The organism is Pseudomonas sp. B21128 (assembly GCF_044218865.1).
Classification (GTDB): Bacteria; Pseudomonadota; Gammaproteobacteria; order Pseudomonadales; family Pseudomonadaceae; genus Aquipseudomonas; species Aquipseudomonas iridis.
In genome coordinates this window covers 2,075,516-2,090,694 of record NZ_CP162590.1, presented here as the reverse complement: position 1 = coordinate 2,090,694, position 15,179 = coordinate 2,075,516, and the positions used below count along the sequence as shown (strand labels likewise).

Sequence of the window (15,179 nt, the reverse complement as noted above, 5' to 3'; positions counted from 1 at the left end):
ACTATGTACTTGACGCCTCAGCACGTATTGCTTGCCGGAGCCACCGGTTTGACCGGTGAACATCTACTCGACCGTTTGCTCAACGAGCCAACGATTTCTCGCGTCCTCGCCCCCTCCCGTCGGCCACTGGCCGAGCATCCGCACCTGGAAAACCCGGTCGGCGACCCCCAGGCCTTTCTGCCGCAGCTCAGCGGTCGTGTCGACATCGCCTATTGCTGCCTCGGCACCACCATCAAGCAGGCCGGCTCCGAAGCGGCGTTTCGCGCAGTCGATCTAGACATGGTGGTGGCGTTTGCCAAACGCGCGAGGGAGATGGGTGCGCGGCATCTGATCGTGATCAGCGCCATCGGCGCCGATCCGAAATCGTCGGTTTTCTACAACCGGGTCAAAGGTGAAATGGAGCAGGCATTGCGCGCGCAAGACTGGCCGCAGCTGACCATTTGCCGGCCGTCGCTGTTACTCGGCGAACGTTCCGAACCACGCTTGGGCGAGCAGCTTGCTGCGCCGTTTTCGAAGTTGATTCCGGGTAAGTACCGGGGGATCGAAGCGTGCCAATTGGCCCGGGCAATGTGGCGGCTGGCGCTGGAGGAGCAGGATGGGGTTCGGGTGATCGAATCGGATGAACTGAGGAAACTGGGCAAATAACGTTGTGGTGTCCGGGCCGGCCTCTTCGCGGGCAAGCCCGCTCCCACATTGTTCTTCAGCGAGCACAGTAGGGGTGAACGACATCCAAACCTGTGGGAGCGTGGCTTGCCCGCGAATGGAGTGCACAGCGCTCCCCTACAACCCACCCGTCGCCTGAAACCCCACCCCGATCACGGTCAGTAGCGACAACGGCAACAGCAGCGTATCCAGCAAAGCACTCGCCGGCAGGTCCACACCCGGATAACTCGGCGCCTCGGCACCGAATCGGTCCATCGCACAACAGCCTCCATTCAACGCATACAAATCCAGCCGCGTCCCGGCATACACCACCGGCGCGCCCGGTTTGGCCGCGTCCAGCGTGCGCGCAGTGGCGCACCCGGCCAGTTGCAGCGCCAGCACCATCACCAACAGCTTATTCATCGCTGCTCAAATGATGCTCACCCCAACGTGGCAGCATGTCCTGGGGAATGCCCAGCAGATTGAGAATCCGCGCGACGACGAAATCGATCAGGTCATCGATGGTCTGCGGCTGGTGATAGAAACCGGGTGAGGCCGGCAGAATCGTCACGCCCATGTTCGACAGTTTGAACATGTGCTCCAGATGAATGCTTGAATACGGCGCCTCGCGCGGCACCAGAATCAACTGGCGACGCTCTTTCAAAGTGACGTCTGCTGCGCGCTCGATCAGGTTGTTGCAGGCACCCGTCGCGATGGCCGACAGCGTCCCGGTCGAGCACGGCACCACCACCATCGCCGCTGGCGCGCCAGAGCCCGAGGCCACCGGCGACATCCAGTCTTCCTTGCCGTACACGCGGATCTGCCCGGCGGCGGCCCCGGTGTATTCGGTCAGGAACGCCTGCATCATCTGCGGCTTGGGCGGCAGCGAGACGTCGGTTTCGGTGGCCATGACCAGTTGCGCGGCTTTGGAGATCAGGAAGTGCACCTCGCGATCTTCCCGCACCAGACAATCGAGCAGGCGCAAACCGTACTGCGCGCCCGAAGCACCGGTCATCGCCAGCGTGATGCGTTCCGGGCCGCCGTTCTGCGAAAAAGTGTTCATTGCAGCGCCTCGGCGAGTTTGCCGTGCAGGCCGCCAAAGCCGCCGTTGCTCATGATCACCACGTGAGTACCGGGCTGAGCCTGGCTTTTCACGCGTTCGATGATGCCTTCCAGCGTATCGCTGACAATCGACGGCACTTTGCACAGCGCAGCGGTAGCGGCCAGATCCCAGCCAAGGTTGGCCGGGGCGTACCAGATCACCTGATCGGCATCGTTCACGCTGTCCGGCAAACCGTCACGGTGCGCGCCGAGTTTCATCGAGTTGGAGCGTGGTTCGATGATCGCGATCAACGGTGCATCACCGATGCGCTTGCGCAGGCCATCAAGCGTGGTGGCGATCGCCGTCGGGTGATGGGCGAAGTCGTCGTAAATGGTGATGCCGCGCACTTCCGCGACTTTTTCCATCCGGCGTTTGACGTTCTTGAACGCGCTCAACCCGGCGATGCCCATCGACGGCACCACACCCACATGACGCGCAGCCGCCAGCGCAGCCAGGGCGTTGGCGACGTTGTGCTGGCCAGTCAATTCCCACTCGACCGTGCCTTGGGACACACCTTCGAACATCACTTCAAAGGCCGAGCCGTCTTCGCTGAGCAATTTGACCTGCCACTGACCGCCAGCACCGGTGGTTTGCACCGGGGTCCAGCAGCCCATCTCGATTACCCGCTGCAGGGCAGGCTCGGTGGTCGGATGGATCACCAGGCCTTCGCTCGGGATGGTTCGCACCAAATGGTGGAATTGCCGCTCGATGGCCGGCAAATCGGGGAAGATGTCCGCGTGATCAAACTCAAGATTATTGAGAATCGCGGTGCGCGGGCGGTAGTGCACGAACTTCGAACGCTTGTCGAAGAAAGCGCTGTCGTACTCGTCCGCCTCGATCACGAAAAACGGCGTACCGCCCAGACGGGCGGACACCGAGAAGTTCTGCGGCACGCCACCGATCAGGAAACCCGGGCTCATGCCGGCATGTTCCAGCACCCAGGCGAGCATGCTGCTGGTGGTGGTTTTGCCGTGGGTCCCGGCAACGGCCAGCACCCAGCGACCTTGCAGCACGTGATCAGCCAGCCACTGCGGACCAGAGACATACGGCAGGCCTTTGTTCAGCACATATTCCACCGCCGGATTGCCGCGCGACATGGCGTTACCGATCACCACCAGATCCGGTGCCGGATCGAGCTGAGCCGGATCGTAGCCCTGCGTCAGCTGAATGCCTTGGGCCTCGAGCTGCGTGCTCATCGGCGGATAGACGTTGGCGTCGGAGCCGGTCACGTGATGACCCAGCTCTTTGGCCAGAACCGCCATAGAGCCCATGAAAGTCCCGCAGATACCCAGAATATGAATGTGCATAGTCGACCTCGTAAAACATGGCCGCAGGTTAGCGTAGGGAGGGGGAAATCGCACTCTTTAGGTGATGGGGCGGGATTGGTTGGGCGCAACATTTCGGTATGGCTCAGGATTGCTACCCTCACCCCAGCCCTCTCCCGGAGGGAGAGGGGGCCGATCTCTGTGGCTTTCAAATCCTGAGTTCGACTGGATCTCTCAGGTCGGCGTGATTCGTCAGCACACCTCGGTCAGTCCCCTCTCCCTCCGGGAGAGGGTTAGGGTGAGGGGGTTTCTAACTGACACACCGCTCAATCCCATGCTTGCGCAGCTTTCTATAAAGGGTGTTCCGGCTGACGCCGAGCTGCTGCGCGGTATGCGTCATATGCCAACGGGTCTGCTCCAAAGCATTGAGCAATGCCGAGCGCTCGGCGTCTTCCAGCGGATGATCGGATTGCATGACCTCCAACTCTCCCGCCGGCCGCACCTGCCGAATCATCGCCGGCAAATCCTCGAACCCGATCCTTCCCTCATCACACAATGCCGCCAGCGTGCGCAAGACATTACGCAACTGCCGCACATTCCCCGGCCAGTTGAACGCCAGCAAGGCCTGACGCGCCGGCTCATCAATCACCACTACATCCCCGCCCGCCTCTTCGGCCAGCAGAAAATCCAGTAGCTGCGATTTATCACTGCGCTTACGCAACGCCGGCAACGCCACTTCCAGGCCGTTGAGCCGGTAATACAGATCCTCGCGAAAACTGCCGTTCTCGACCCGCTCCAGAAGATTGCGGTGAGTCGCACTGATGATCCGCACGTTGACCGCTTCCGGCTCGCCGCCGATCGGCACCACTTGCCGATCCTCAAGCACCCGCAAGAGACGGGTCTGCAAGGCCAACGGCATGTCGCCGATTTCATCAAGGAACAATGTGCCGCCATCGGCTTGCTGAAGTTTGCCGCGCATGCCGTCCTTGCGCGCGCCGGTAAAACTGCCTCCGCGATAGCCGAACAGCTCACTTTCGATCAGGCTTTCAGGAATCGCCGCGCAATTGAGGGCCACGAAGGCTTTGCTCGCGCGCTGACTGGCCTGATGCACAGCCTTGGCGAAAGCCTCTTTGCCAGAGCCCGTTTCACCATTGATCAACAGCGGCACATCACGCTCGAAAACCCGCAGGGCTTTGCGAAAGTCCGCCTGCAACGCCGCGTCGCCGAGACAAATACCCGACAGGCGCGGAGCCTGCGCCACGACCGGCGCGGGCATGATCGGCGTCGTTTTGCGCGACTCGCCGCGTAACACCGCATACAGATTTCGCCCATCGCGAGTGCGTAACGGCCAACTGGCGCTGGCATTGGCACTCGCACGACCGAGCAATTCATCCAGCGAACAATCGAAAAACGCCTCGACCGGTTTACCGAGCAAGCCGCCGCGGATGTGCCCAAGCAGGTTCAGCGCGCTCTGGTTGACTGCGCTGATCCGCCCTTCTCCATCAAACGCCAGCAGCCCTTCGCTGAACAGCCCGACGGACTCGGCCTGCAAATGAAAGCGCAGCAACCATTGATTATCGAAACAGCGCAGGAAGTAACAGCTCTCGATCATCTTCGCCGACAGATTGACCAGCGCCATGGTGTGGAACTGGCTCTGCCGCGAGACGTCGTGACGGGCCGAGGACACATCAAGCACCGCCAGCAATTCGCCGTGCGGATCGAACACCGGGCTCGCCGAGCAGGTCAGGCCGGTGTGGCGCCCGCGGAAATGTTCATCCTGATGAATGGTCAGCGCCTGGCGTTCGACCAGGCAAGTGCCGATGCCATTGGTGCCTTCACAGGCTTCGCTCCAGTCGGCGCCGAGCCAGAGGCCGGCACGCTCGAAAATCTTGCGTTCGGCCGGCGCGGTAACGCAGTTGAGGATCACCCCACGGGCATCGGTCAGCAGCACCGCGTGTCCGGCGCCGGAGAGTTGCTGATGCAGGCTGCTCATCTCATTGCCGGCAATCTGCAACACCTGTTGCAGACGCTCGCGGCTTTCAAGAACGCGCCCATGTTCAAGTACGGTAGGGGCCATGCTCAGCGCTGGGTCGAGGTGATAGTCCTCAACACAGCGCAGCCACGAACGGGCTATCGACGGATCGGCTCCGGGCCCGTGCAGATGCGGTTTGCCTTGGGTAACGGTGAGCACCTGTCGGGCATGGCGACTCAAATGATTGTTGTGCATTTCTTATTGTTCTCCCCGAAGCTCGACGGCCCAATGCTGAGGTGACGCCCAGCATCCTCCAGCCAACCAGTGTTTGCAATGCTGGCAAGACTGCCCGGTCACTGGCTGTGCCAAAAGCGGTACAAACTGTCACTCAGGCTGTACCGAAACCGTCACAGCTGTGTTCCGCCCGTCTGACAAAAACCACGCAACGCCTTGATTTACCTGTCCCGCACGGCGGTGGCCCGACCTTTGCTCTACGCTTATAGCAAGCGCACTTGCGCGTTTCTCTAATAAGTACAAAGCCAAGGAGAACATCATCATGCGTTACGCTCACCCCGGTACTGAAGGCGCCAAAGTCTCGTTCAAGAGCAAGTACGGTAACTACATCGGCGGCGAGTTCGTCGCGCCTGTCAAAGGTCAGTACTTCACCAACACTTCGCCAGTCAATGGCCAACCGATTGCCGAATTCCCCCGCTCCACTGCCGAAGACATCGACAAGGCACTGGATGCCGCCCACGCCGCCGCTGACGCTTGGGGTGCAACCTCGGTGCAGGCGCGTTCGCTGGTCCTGCTGAAAATCGCCGACCGTATCGAACAGAACCTCGAACTGCTGGCGATCACCGAAACCTGGGACAACGGCAAAGCCATCCGCGAAACCCTTAACGCCGATATCCCGCTGGCTGCCGACCACTTCCGCTACTACGCCGGTTGCATCCGCGCTCAAGAGGGCAGCGCTGCCGAAATCGACGGCAACACCGTGGCTTATCACATCCATGAACCACTGGGTGTGGTCGGCCAGATCATCCCGTGGAATTTCCCGATCCTGATGGCCGCCTGGAAACTCGCGCCAGCGCTGGCGGCAGGTAACTGCGTGGTGCTCAAGCCTGCCGAGCAAACGCCGCTGGGTATTTCCGTGCTGGTCGAACTGATCGGCGACCTGCTGCCGCCGGGCGTGCTGAACGTTGTGCAGGGCTTCGGCAAAGAAGCCGGCGAAGCGCTGGCGACCAGCAAACGCATCGCCAAGATTGCCTTTACCGGCTCGACGCCGGTGGGCTCGCACATCATGAAATGCGCTGCCGAAAACATCATTCCGTCCACCGTGGAACTGGGCGGCAAATCGCCGAACATCTTCTTCGAAGACATCATGCAGGCCGAACCCACCTTCATCGAAAAAGCGGCCGAAGGTCTGGTGCTGGCGTTCTTCAACCAGGGCGAAGTCTGCACCTGCCCGTCTCGCGCACTGGTTCAGGAATCGATCTACGACGAGTTCATGGCCGTCGTGATGAAGAAAGTCCTGCAAATCAAACGGGGCGATCCGCTGGACACCGACACTATGGTTGGCGCCCAGGCGTCCGAGCAGCAATTCGACAAGATCCTGTCCTACCTGGAAATCGCCAAGGGCGAAGGCGCGGAACTGCTGACCGGCGGCAAAGTGGAAAAACTCGAGGGCAATCTGTCGACCGGCTATTACATCCAGCCGACCTTGCTCAAAGGCACCAACAAGATGCGCGTGTTCCAGGAAGAAATCTTCGGCCCGGTGGTGAGCATCACCACGTTCAAGGACGAAGCCGAAGCCCTGGCCATCGCCAACGACACCGAGTTCGGCCTCGGCGCCGGCCTGTGGACCCGCGACATCAACCGCGCCTACCGCATGGGCCGGGCGATCAAGGCCGGTCGCGTCTGGACCAACTGCTACCACCTGTACCCGGCGCACGCCGCGTTCGGCGGGTACAAGAAGTCCGGCGTTGGTCGTGAAACCCACAAAATGATGCTCGATCACTATCAGCAGACGAAAAACCTGCTGGTGAGCTACGACATCAATCCGCTGGGCTTCTTCTAAAGCGTCAGGGCGAGGCAGGTGTTCCTGGCTCGCCCTTTCGACCGCTTTCGCGAGCAAGCTCGCTCCCACAGGGGTCTGTATTAGATCTCAATGTTGAGCTAACCACGGAAATCTGTGGGAGCGAGCTTGCTCGCGAAAGCTGCGTGCCATTCAACCCGATAGTTCCTGACGGAACAGTCGGGCCAATACAACAATAAAAATGGTGAACCCTATGCCTGGCGAATCTCCTGCTGACGCTCCGGCGACCGGCTCCTCCGTCGATTTTGAAAAAGTCGGCTCGGACTACTTCCAACAACGCGAATTGAAAAAAGGCGCCGCCGGCTGGGTTCTGCTGGTGGGGCTGGGCGTCGCGTATGTGATCTCAGGCGACTATGCAGGCTGGAACTTCGGCTTGGCGCAGGGCGGTTGGGGCGGGATGTTCCTCGCGACGCTGCTGATGGCCACCATGTATCTGTGCATGTGCTTTTCCCTGGCCGAACTGTCCTCAATGATTCCCACCGCCGGTGGCGGCTACGGCTTTGCCCGCAGCGCGTTCGGCCCGTGGGGCGGTTTCCTGACCGGTACCGCGATCCTCATCGAATACGCCATCGCACCTGCGGCGATTGCGGTGTTCATCGGCGCCTATTGCGAGTCACTGTTCGGCATTGGCGGCTGGATGATTTATCTGACGTTCTACGTCATCTTCATCGCCATCCATATCTTCGGGGTTGGCGAAGCGCTGAAGTTGATGTTCGTCATCACGGCCATCGCCGCGCTGGCGCTCGGCGTGTTTCTGGTGGCGATGGTGCCGCACTTCGACGTTGCCAACCTACTCGACATCCCGGTGACCAGCGCTGCCGGCGCAAGCCCTTTCCTGCCGTTCGGCTATGTCGGCGTCTGGGCGGCGATTCCTTACGCGATCTGGTTTTTCCTCGCCGTTGAGGGCGTGCCGTTGGCCGCCGAAGAAACCAAAAACCCGAAACGTGATCTGCCACGCGGGCTCATCGGCGCCATGCTGGTGCTGCTGGCCTTTGCCCTGCTGATCCTGATCGTCGGGCCTGGTGGTGCGGGTGCCAATTCGCTGCTGACGTCGGGCAACCCGCTGGTTGAGGCGCTGAGCAAAGCCTATGGTGGCTCGACCTGGATGGGCGGTTTCGTCAATCTGGTGGGCCTGGCCGGGTTGATCGCCAGTTTCTTCTCGATCATCTATGCCTACTCGCGGCAGATTTTCGCCTTGTCGCGCGCAGGCTACCTGCCGCGAAAACTCTCCCAGACCAACAAAAGCAAGGCGCCCGTGCTGGCGCTGATCATTCCAGGGATCATCGGTTTTGGTCTGTCGCTGACCGGCCAGGGCGACCTGCTGATTCTGGTCGCGGTGTTCGGCGCGACCATTTCCTACGTACTGATGATGGCGGCGCACATCACGCTGCGCATCCGTCGCCCCAAAATGGATCGGCCGTACCGCACGCCCGGCGGCATTTTCACTTCCGGTGTGGCGCTGGTGCTGGCTTGCATCGCCGTAATCGCGGGATTCCTGGTCGACCCACGGGTCGTGATCGGCGCCGCTATCATCTATGGAGTGTTAATTGCTTACTTTGCTTTCTACAGTCGACATCACTTGGTAGCAGGTACGCCGGAAGAAGAATTCGCGGCGATTCAGAACGCTGAAAAAGCCCTGCACTGACTGCCGAAAACCACGGCGCAGGGCATACCTGCGCCGTCACGGAGAATTCTGTATGGCGAGTTTCGCTCACACGGTCGGCGCCCAGACCTACCGCTTCGACAGCCTCAAGGACGTCATGGCCAAGGCCAGCCCGGCGCGTTCCGGGGACTTTCTCGCGGGTGTAGCCGCACTTAACGACGGCGAACGCGTGGCCGCGCAAATGGCGCTGGCCGACATACCGCTGACGCATTTCCTACAGGAAGCGCTGATCCCCTACGAAGCCGATGAAGTTACCCGACTGATCATCGACACTCACGACAAACAGGCCTTCGCTGTAGTGAGCCACCTCACCGTCGGTGGTTTTCGCGACTGGCTGCTCAGCGACGCCGCTGACGAAACCAGCCTGCGCGCCCTCGCCCCCGGTCTGACTCCGGAAATGGTCGCCGCCGTGTCGAAGATCATGCGCGTGCAGGATCTGGTGCTGGTGGCGCAGAAGATCCGCGTGGTCACAAAGTTTCGCGGCACTCTCGGTTTGCGCGGACGTCTGTCGACCCGCCTGCAACCGAATCACCCCACCGACGAGCCCTCCGGCATTGCCGCGAGCATTCTCGACGGCCTGCTGTACGGCAATGGCGACGCGATGATCGGCATCAACCCGGCCACCGATAGCATCGCCTCGATCTGCGCGATGCTGGAAATGCTCGACGCGATCATCCAGCGCTACGACATCCCGACCCAGGCCTGCGTGCTGACCCATGTCACCACCTCCATCGAGGCGATCAACCGTGGCGTGCCGTTGGATCTGGTGTTCCAGTCGATCGCCGGCACCGAGGCGGCCAACGCCAGTTTCGGCATCAACCTGAATGTATTGCAGGAAGGCTACGACGCCGGGTTGAGCCTGAACCGCGGCACCCTCGGGCAAAACCTGATGTATTTCGAAACAGGGCAAGGCAGCGCCCTGTCGGCCAACGCCCACCACGGCGTCGATCAACAGACCTGCGAGACAAGAGCCTACGCCGTGGCGCGACATTTCAAGCCGTTCCTGGTGAACACCGTCGTAGGATTCATCGGCCCGGAATACCTCTACAACGGCAAACAGATCATCCGCGCCGGCCTCGAAGACCACTTCTGCGGCAAATTGCTCGGCGTGCCGATGGGCTGTGACATCTGTTACACCAACCACGCCGAAGCCGATCAGGACGACATGGACACCCTGCTGACCCTGCTCGGTGTGGCGGGGATCAACTTCATCATGGGCATCCCCGGCTCCGACGACATCATGCTCAACTACCAGACCACCTCGTTCCACGACGCGCTCTACGCGCGCCAGACCCTGGGCCTGAAACCAGCCCCGGAATTTGAACAGTGGCTGGCGAACATGGGCATCTTCACCCAGGCGGACGGCAAGGTCCGCTTCGGCAACAACCTGCCACCGGCCTTCCGCCAGGCCCTGGCGCAACTGGGATGAGCCTGATGGATAAACCGCCTGTCGACCCACAAAACCCATGGCTGGAACTGCGTCGCCTGACCCCGGCGCGAATCGCCCTCGGCCGCACCGGCACCAGTCTGCCGACCAGCGCGCAACTGGACTTCCAATACGCCCACGCTCAGGCGCGGGATGCGGTGCATCTGCCGTTCGATCATGCCGGGCTCAGTGCGCAACTGAGTGAGCGCGGGCGCGAAAGCCTGCTTTTGCACAGCGCAGCGGTGGACCGCAACAGCTACCTGCAACGCCCGGACCTGGGACGCAAGCTCAGCGATGAGTCAGCGCAGGCCTTGCGCGAATACGCAGCGGCCCACCCGGGTGGCGTCGATCTGGCGATTGTCGTGGCTGACGGTCTGTCGGCGCTGGCGGTGCATCGGCATACGCTGCCGTTTCTGCTCCGGCTGGAAGAGCAAATGGGCGGCGACGGCTGGTCGATTGCGCCCCTCGTTCTGGTAGAACAGGGTCGTGTTGCCGTCGGCGATGAGATCGGTCAACTGCTCGGCGCAAAAATGGTCGTCATGCTGATCGGCGAGCGCCCGGGCCTCAGCTCCCCGGACAGCCTCGGTTTATATTTCACCTACAATCCGAAAATCGGATTGACCGACGCCTATCGCAATTGCATTTCCAACGTACGGCTTGAAGGCTTGAGCTACGGCATGGCGGCGCATCGCTTGCTGTACCTGATGCGCGAAGCCTGTCGGCGACAGCTGTCGGGAGTTAACCTAAAGGACGAAGCACAGGTTCAGACGCTGGAGTCGGACGCAGGAGCGGACATGAAAGGAAACTTCCTACTCGATCCGCCCCGAGCCTGAACCGTTTCCGCATTGCGTTTCTGCGCTGGTTTAAGGCAGGATCGACGCACGGCCGCCAGGGTTTCCCATCGCCGTCAGAGCAGTTGAAGACAGCCACTTGAAGACGAGACCTATCATGCGGATTATTCAAGCGACCCTCGAACATCTGGATTTGTTGACTCCGTTGTTCGTCAAATATCGCGAGTTCTACGGCTCCCTGCCTTACCCGGATTCCTCCCGCGCGTTTCTCGAAAAGCGCCTGCGCCGCAAAGAGTCGGTGATCTATCTGGCCCTCGCCGATGATGACGACAAAAAGCTGATGGGCTTCTGTCAGCTGTACCCAAGCTTCTCCTCGCTGTCGCTCAAACGCGTGTGGATCCTCAACGACATCTACGTCGCCGAAGACGCTCGGCGCCAACTGGTCGCCGATAACCTGATCCGTACCGCGAAGAAAATGGCCAAGGAAACCCAAGCCGTGCGCATGCGTGTCTCCACCAGTGCCAACAACGAAGTGGCGCAGAAAACCTACGAATCGATTGGCTTCAAGGAAGACACCGAGTTCAAGAACTACGTGCTGCCGATCAGCGACGAGCTATAACGCCCGTTTGACGAGTCTATTTGTGGCCTGGGGAGCTCCCTCGCCACAAAAACTCACGCCGCCACAACGCCGTATCTCTGACAATTCCTCACACCTCGACATCCCGCGCTACAAAACCAACACGCGCGTCATCATTCAAACCGTATAATCCCGATCTTCCCGGCTTGTAAGAAAAACTACATCCCGCTGTAGGCTTACACGAAGTCATCCGCACAGGCCCACTGAGTAGGGCCGCCATACAGGTGCCCCCATGGATTTCAACCCACTCGACCTTATCCTGCATCTCGACGTTTACCTCGACTTGCTGGTGAACAACTACGGGCCGTGGATCTACGCCATCCTGTTTCTGGTAATTTTCTGTGAAACCGGTCTGGTGGTGATGCCATTCCTGCCGGGCGATTCGCTGCTGTTCATTGCCGGCGCTGTTGCGGCTGGCGGCGGCATGGACCCCGTGCTGTTGGGCGGTCTGCTGATGCTCGCTGCGATCCTGGGCGACAGCACCAACTACGTCATCGGGCGAACGGCTGGCGAAAAACTGTTCAGCAACCCGAACTCGAAAATCTTCCGCCGCGACTATCTGCAAAAGACCCACGATTTCTATGACAAGCACGGTGGCAAAACCGTAACCCTGGCGCGCTTCCTGCCAATCATCCGAACTTTCGCACCGTTCGTCGCCGGTGTAGCGCGGATGCCGTACCCGCGTTTCTTCGGTTTCAGCGTGCTGGGCACCATCCTCTGGGTGGGCGGGCTGGTGACCTTGGGTTACTTCTTCGGCAACGTACCGTTCATCAAGAAAAACCTGTCGTTGCTGGTGGTCGCCATCATTCTGCTGTCGCTGGTTCCGATGATCATCGGCGTGGTGCGCAGCCGTTTCGGCGGCACTAAAGTCCAATCGCACTAAGCCGATGTGGTCGCTGAGCGCCTGGCGCCGCCGGCGCATTCTGGCCAGGCACCCGATTGCCGACGAGATGTGGCAACGGGTGCGCCATCACCTGAGCTTTCTCGATGGCATCACGCCCGCTGAAGATCAGTGGCTGCGCGAAGCCTGTGTGCTGTTTCTCGAAGACAAACACCTGAGCGCCCTGCCCGGCGTCGAATTGCATCAGGAGCAACGCCTGCTGCTCGCCGCCCAGGCGCAATTACCGCTTTTGCATCTGGGCGATCTGAACTGGTATCAGGGTTTTCACGAAATCGTTCTCTATCCCGACGACTTCCTCAGCCCACAGCGTCACCGCGATGCCAGTGGCGTCGAGCACGAATGGGACGGCGAACACAGTGGTGAAGCCTGGCAGCAGGGGCCGATCATCCTCGCTTGGCCGGGCGTGATGGCCAGTGGTGGCTGGGAGGGCTACAACCTGGTGATCCACGAACTGGCGCACAAACTCGACATGCTTAACGGTGACGCCAACGGCCTGCCGCCTCTGCACACTGACATGCGCGTCAGCGACTGGGCCGATGTGATGCAGACGGCTTACGACGATCTCAACCGCCAACTCGACGACAATCCCGACGCAGAAACCGCCGTCGATCCCTACGCCGCCGAGAACCCGGCCGAGTTCTTCGCCGTCACCAGCGAGTACTTCTTCAGCGCCCCGGATCTGCTGCACGAGGCTTATCCGCAGGTCTACGCACAACTGCAGCTTTTCTACCGGCAGGACCCGTTGGGCAGGTTGCGGCAACTTCAGGCCAGCGACCCGGTCTATCAGGCGCACAACTAAGTTCTGCACGACTTTAGGTTCATGGCGTCGACGGCAGAATATGCCTATAATCGCCGCCACTTTTTGGTCAATCCGGCCAAGTGTTTTTGGTCAACTACGGGGGCAACGCCCAATGAGCTACAGCAAGATTCCGGCTGGCAAAGACCTGCCGAACGACATCTACGTCGCGATCGAGATCCCGGCCAACCACGCGCCGATCAAATACGAAATCGACAAAGACAGCGATTGCCTGTTCGTTGACCGTTTCATGGCCACCCCAATGTTCTACCCGGCCAACTACGGTTACATCCCGAACACCCTGGCTGACGACGGTGATCCGCTCGACGTGCTGGTTGTGACCCCTTACCCGGTTGCGCCAGGCGCAGTGATCCGCGCACGCCCGGTGGGTATCCTGAACATGACTGACGACGGCGGCGGCGATGCCAAAGTTATCGCAGTGCCACACGACAAGCTGTCCCAGCTGTACGTCGACGTGAAGGAATACACCGACCTGCCACCGCTGCTGATCCAGCAGATCGAGCACTTCTTTGCGAACTACAAAGATCTCGAAAAAGGCAAATGGGTCAAGATCGAAGGCTGGGCCGGTGCAGACGCCGCCCGCGAAGCGATCACCAAGTCGGTTGCTGCCTACAAAGGCTAAGCTTCACGACTTGCGACACGCTTGAAAAAAACCCGGTTAATCCGGGTTTTTTTTCGACCTGCCAGCCCGACTTAAACAGCCTGTTTATTGCGGACTACAGAAAAGTTTTAACCTGTGTAATTTCCCACAAGCACGTCTTACATCCAGTCGCAAAATTCAGCCCGTTTTTGAACGTCAGGTTTATTCAAACCCCTGTAGCACGGCCGTAGACTCCGTGTTTATGAGAAAGAACACTAGCGGTCCAAGATTCAAGGCACTCCTGGAAAAAGCGAACATCTCCACCACGGGTTTCGCGAAGTTCTGGGGCACGGAAGCCCAAAATGTCCACAACTGGTACACCCGGGGCGTCCCGGCGTATCGCATGGAAGAAGTCTCACGCCTGTTGTCCGTCAACAGCGAATGGCTGAAAACCGGCGAAGGCACCCAAGAGATACCAAGTCTGACCCCGCCCGCGAGCAACGGGGACACCTTCGACGCCCAGGCCATCCGTGGCGTCTACACCGTCATCGACCCCAACGACATCGATCTGGCGTTCTTCAAAGAAACACCGCAGACCAACGGCTCTGGAAAAACCCACGTCATCCAGGACCCGGACCTGTCCATCCGCCTGCTGCGCGCGCACCTCGATCAACTGGAAATCCGCCCAGGCGACGCTATCTGCGCACACATGATCGGCAACAGCATGGCCGACCGCATCGATGACGGCTCCATCGTCGCCATCGACCGCGGCCTCACCCAAGTCGTCGACGGCGAAATCTACGCCATCGAACACGACGGCATGCTACGCATCAAATACCTGCATCGCATGCCCGGCAACGGCCTGCGCCTGCGCAGCCACAACAGCGCTGAATATCCGGACGAAGTCTTCCGCCCCGCACAAATCGAAGAGCAGCGGATCCATATATTGGGTTGGGTGTTCTGGTGGTCGACGCTGAGCAAACGGCGGCCGGTGGTGCCATTTCTCTGAGTTGCTTTGGCTGATTCCGGATTCACACAGAACACTGTGGGAGCGGGCTTGCCCGCGAAGAGGCCCGGAAAAACAGTACAAAATCCTGATTTGCACCGCTGCAGTCGCTCTAACCCGCACTTCACACTGGGAATCCAAAGCAAAACTCAGTATCCTGCGCCCCACATTTGCGCATCGCCCCGCTCCCGCGGCTCAGATGACGCCCGACGCGGCAGACCAACGTCTGACCAAGTCCCACAGCCGGACGCAGATCCGGGTGTACGTTTTGAAGGCTGGCAA

At 60.2% G+C, this 15,179-nt stretch carries 14 protein-coding genes; 10 read left to right on the top strand and 4 right to left on the bottom strand.

Features of this window, described 5'->3' with window-relative positions:
• The first annotated feature begins 3 nt into the window (after positions 1 to 3).
• Positions 4 to 645 carry an oxidoreductase gene (locus AB4P91_RS09275; protein ID WP_042561265.1) on the top strand — a complete coding sequence of 214 codons (642 nt, stop codon included), beginning with the start codon at positions 4 to 6 and terminating at the stop codon, positions 643 to 645.
• Positions 646 to 780: 135 nt separating this feature from the next.
• Here AB4P91_RS09275 and AB4P91_RS09270 read toward each other — a convergent pair whose 3' ends face one another.
• The 4 genes from AB4P91_RS09270 to AB4P91_RS09255 form a co-directional block, all read right to left on the bottom strand.
• Entirely contained in the window at positions 781 to 1,065 is a 285-nt protein-coding gene (locus AB4P91_RS09270) for a YceK/YidQ family lipoprotein (protein WP_150598242.1), read from the bottom strand.
• Positions 1,058 to 1,705, bottom strand: coding sequence for a flavin prenyltransferase UbiX (gene ubiX, locus AB4P91_RS09265; RefSeq protein ID WP_395604672.1), 648 nt, complete (start codon positions 1,703 to 1,705; stop codon positions 1,058 to 1,060). The genes AB4P91_RS09270 and ubiX overlap by 8 nt, the downstream gene beginning before the upstream one ends.
• Positions 1,702 to 3,051: a UDP-N-acetylmuramate:L-alanyl-gamma-D-glutamyl-meso-diaminopimelate ligase gene (mpl, locus tag AB4P91_RS09260; protein ID WP_042561268.1), complete on the bottom strand. Its 1,350-nt coding sequence runs from the start codon at positions 3,049 to 3,051 to the stop codon at positions 1,702 to 1,704. The genes ubiX and mpl overlap by 4 nt, the downstream gene beginning before the upstream one ends.
• A 268-nt stretch (positions 3,052 to 3,319) precedes the next feature.
• Entirely contained in the window at positions 3,320 to 5,236 is a 1,917-nt protein-coding gene (locus AB4P91_RS09255) for a sigma-54-dependent Fis family transcriptional regulator (RefSeq protein ID WP_395604671.1), read from the bottom strand.
• A 301-nt stretch (positions 5,237 to 5,537) separates the two neighbouring features.
• Between AB4P91_RS09255 and AB4P91_RS09250 the strand changes: the two genes are divergently transcribed.
• From AB4P91_RS09250 to AB4P91_RS09210, 9 genes are all read left to right on the top strand, one after another.
• Complete coding sequence (locus AB4P91_RS09250; protein ID WP_042561269.1) at positions 5,538 to 7,058, top strand: aldehyde dehydrogenase family protein; 1,521 nt, start codon at positions 5,538 to 5,540, stop codon at positions 7,056 to 7,058.
• Positions 7,059 to 7,269: 211 nt separating this feature from the next.
• On the top strand, positions 7,270 to 8,721 hold the full coding sequence (gene eat, locus AB4P91_RS09245) for an ethanolamine permease (protein WP_395604670.1): 1,452 nt from the start codon (positions 7,270 to 7,272) through the stop codon (positions 8,719 to 8,721).
• Between the two features lie 52 nt (positions 8,722 to 8,773).
• Positions 8,774 to 10,168 carry an ethanolamine ammonia-lyase subunit EutB gene (locus tag AB4P91_RS09240; RefSeq protein WP_395604669.1) on the top strand — a complete coding sequence of 465 codons (1,395 nt, stop codon included), beginning with the start codon at positions 8,774 to 8,776 and terminating at the stop codon, positions 10,166 to 10,168.
• A 5-nt stretch (positions 10,169 to 10,173) separates the two neighbouring features.
• Entirely contained in the window at positions 10,174 to 10,998 is an 825-nt protein-coding gene (gene eutC / locus AB4P91_RS09235) for an ethanolamine ammonia-lyase subunit EutC (protein ID WP_395604668.1), read from the top strand.
• Between the two features lie 115 nt (positions 10,999 to 11,113).
• Positions 11,114 to 11,575, top strand: a complete 462-nt coding sequence (locus tag AB4P91_RS09230) for an N-acetyltransferase (protein ID WP_016773002.1) — start codon at positions 11,114 to 11,116, stop codon at positions 11,573 to 11,575.
• A gap of 250 nt (positions 11,576 to 11,825) precedes the next feature.
• The gene (locus AB4P91_RS09225; protein WP_150595222.1) at positions 11,826 to 12,476 is read left to right on the top strand and encodes a DedA family protein; all 651 of its coding nucleotides are present in this window, start codon (positions 11,826 to 11,828) and stop codon (positions 12,474 to 12,476) included.
• 4 nt (positions 12,477 to 12,480) lie between these two features.
• Entirely contained in the window at positions 12,481 to 13,293 is an 813-nt protein-coding gene (locus AB4P91_RS09220; protein ID WP_150595221.1) for a zinc-dependent peptidase, read from the top strand.
• Between the two features lie 112 nt (positions 13,294 to 13,405).
• Positions 13,406 to 13,933: an inorganic diphosphatase gene (ppa, locus tag AB4P91_RS09215; protein WP_140669541.1), complete on the top strand. Its 528-nt coding sequence runs from the start codon at positions 13,406 to 13,408 to the stop codon at positions 13,931 to 13,933.
• Positions 13,934 to 14,153: 220 nt separating this feature from the next.
• Positions 14,154 to 14,900, top strand: coding sequence for a helix-turn-helix transcriptional regulator (locus tag AB4P91_RS09210; RefSeq protein WP_150595220.1), 747 nt, complete (start codon positions 14,154 to 14,156; stop codon positions 14,898 to 14,900).
• Positions 14,901 to 15,179 lie beyond the last annotated feature (279 nt).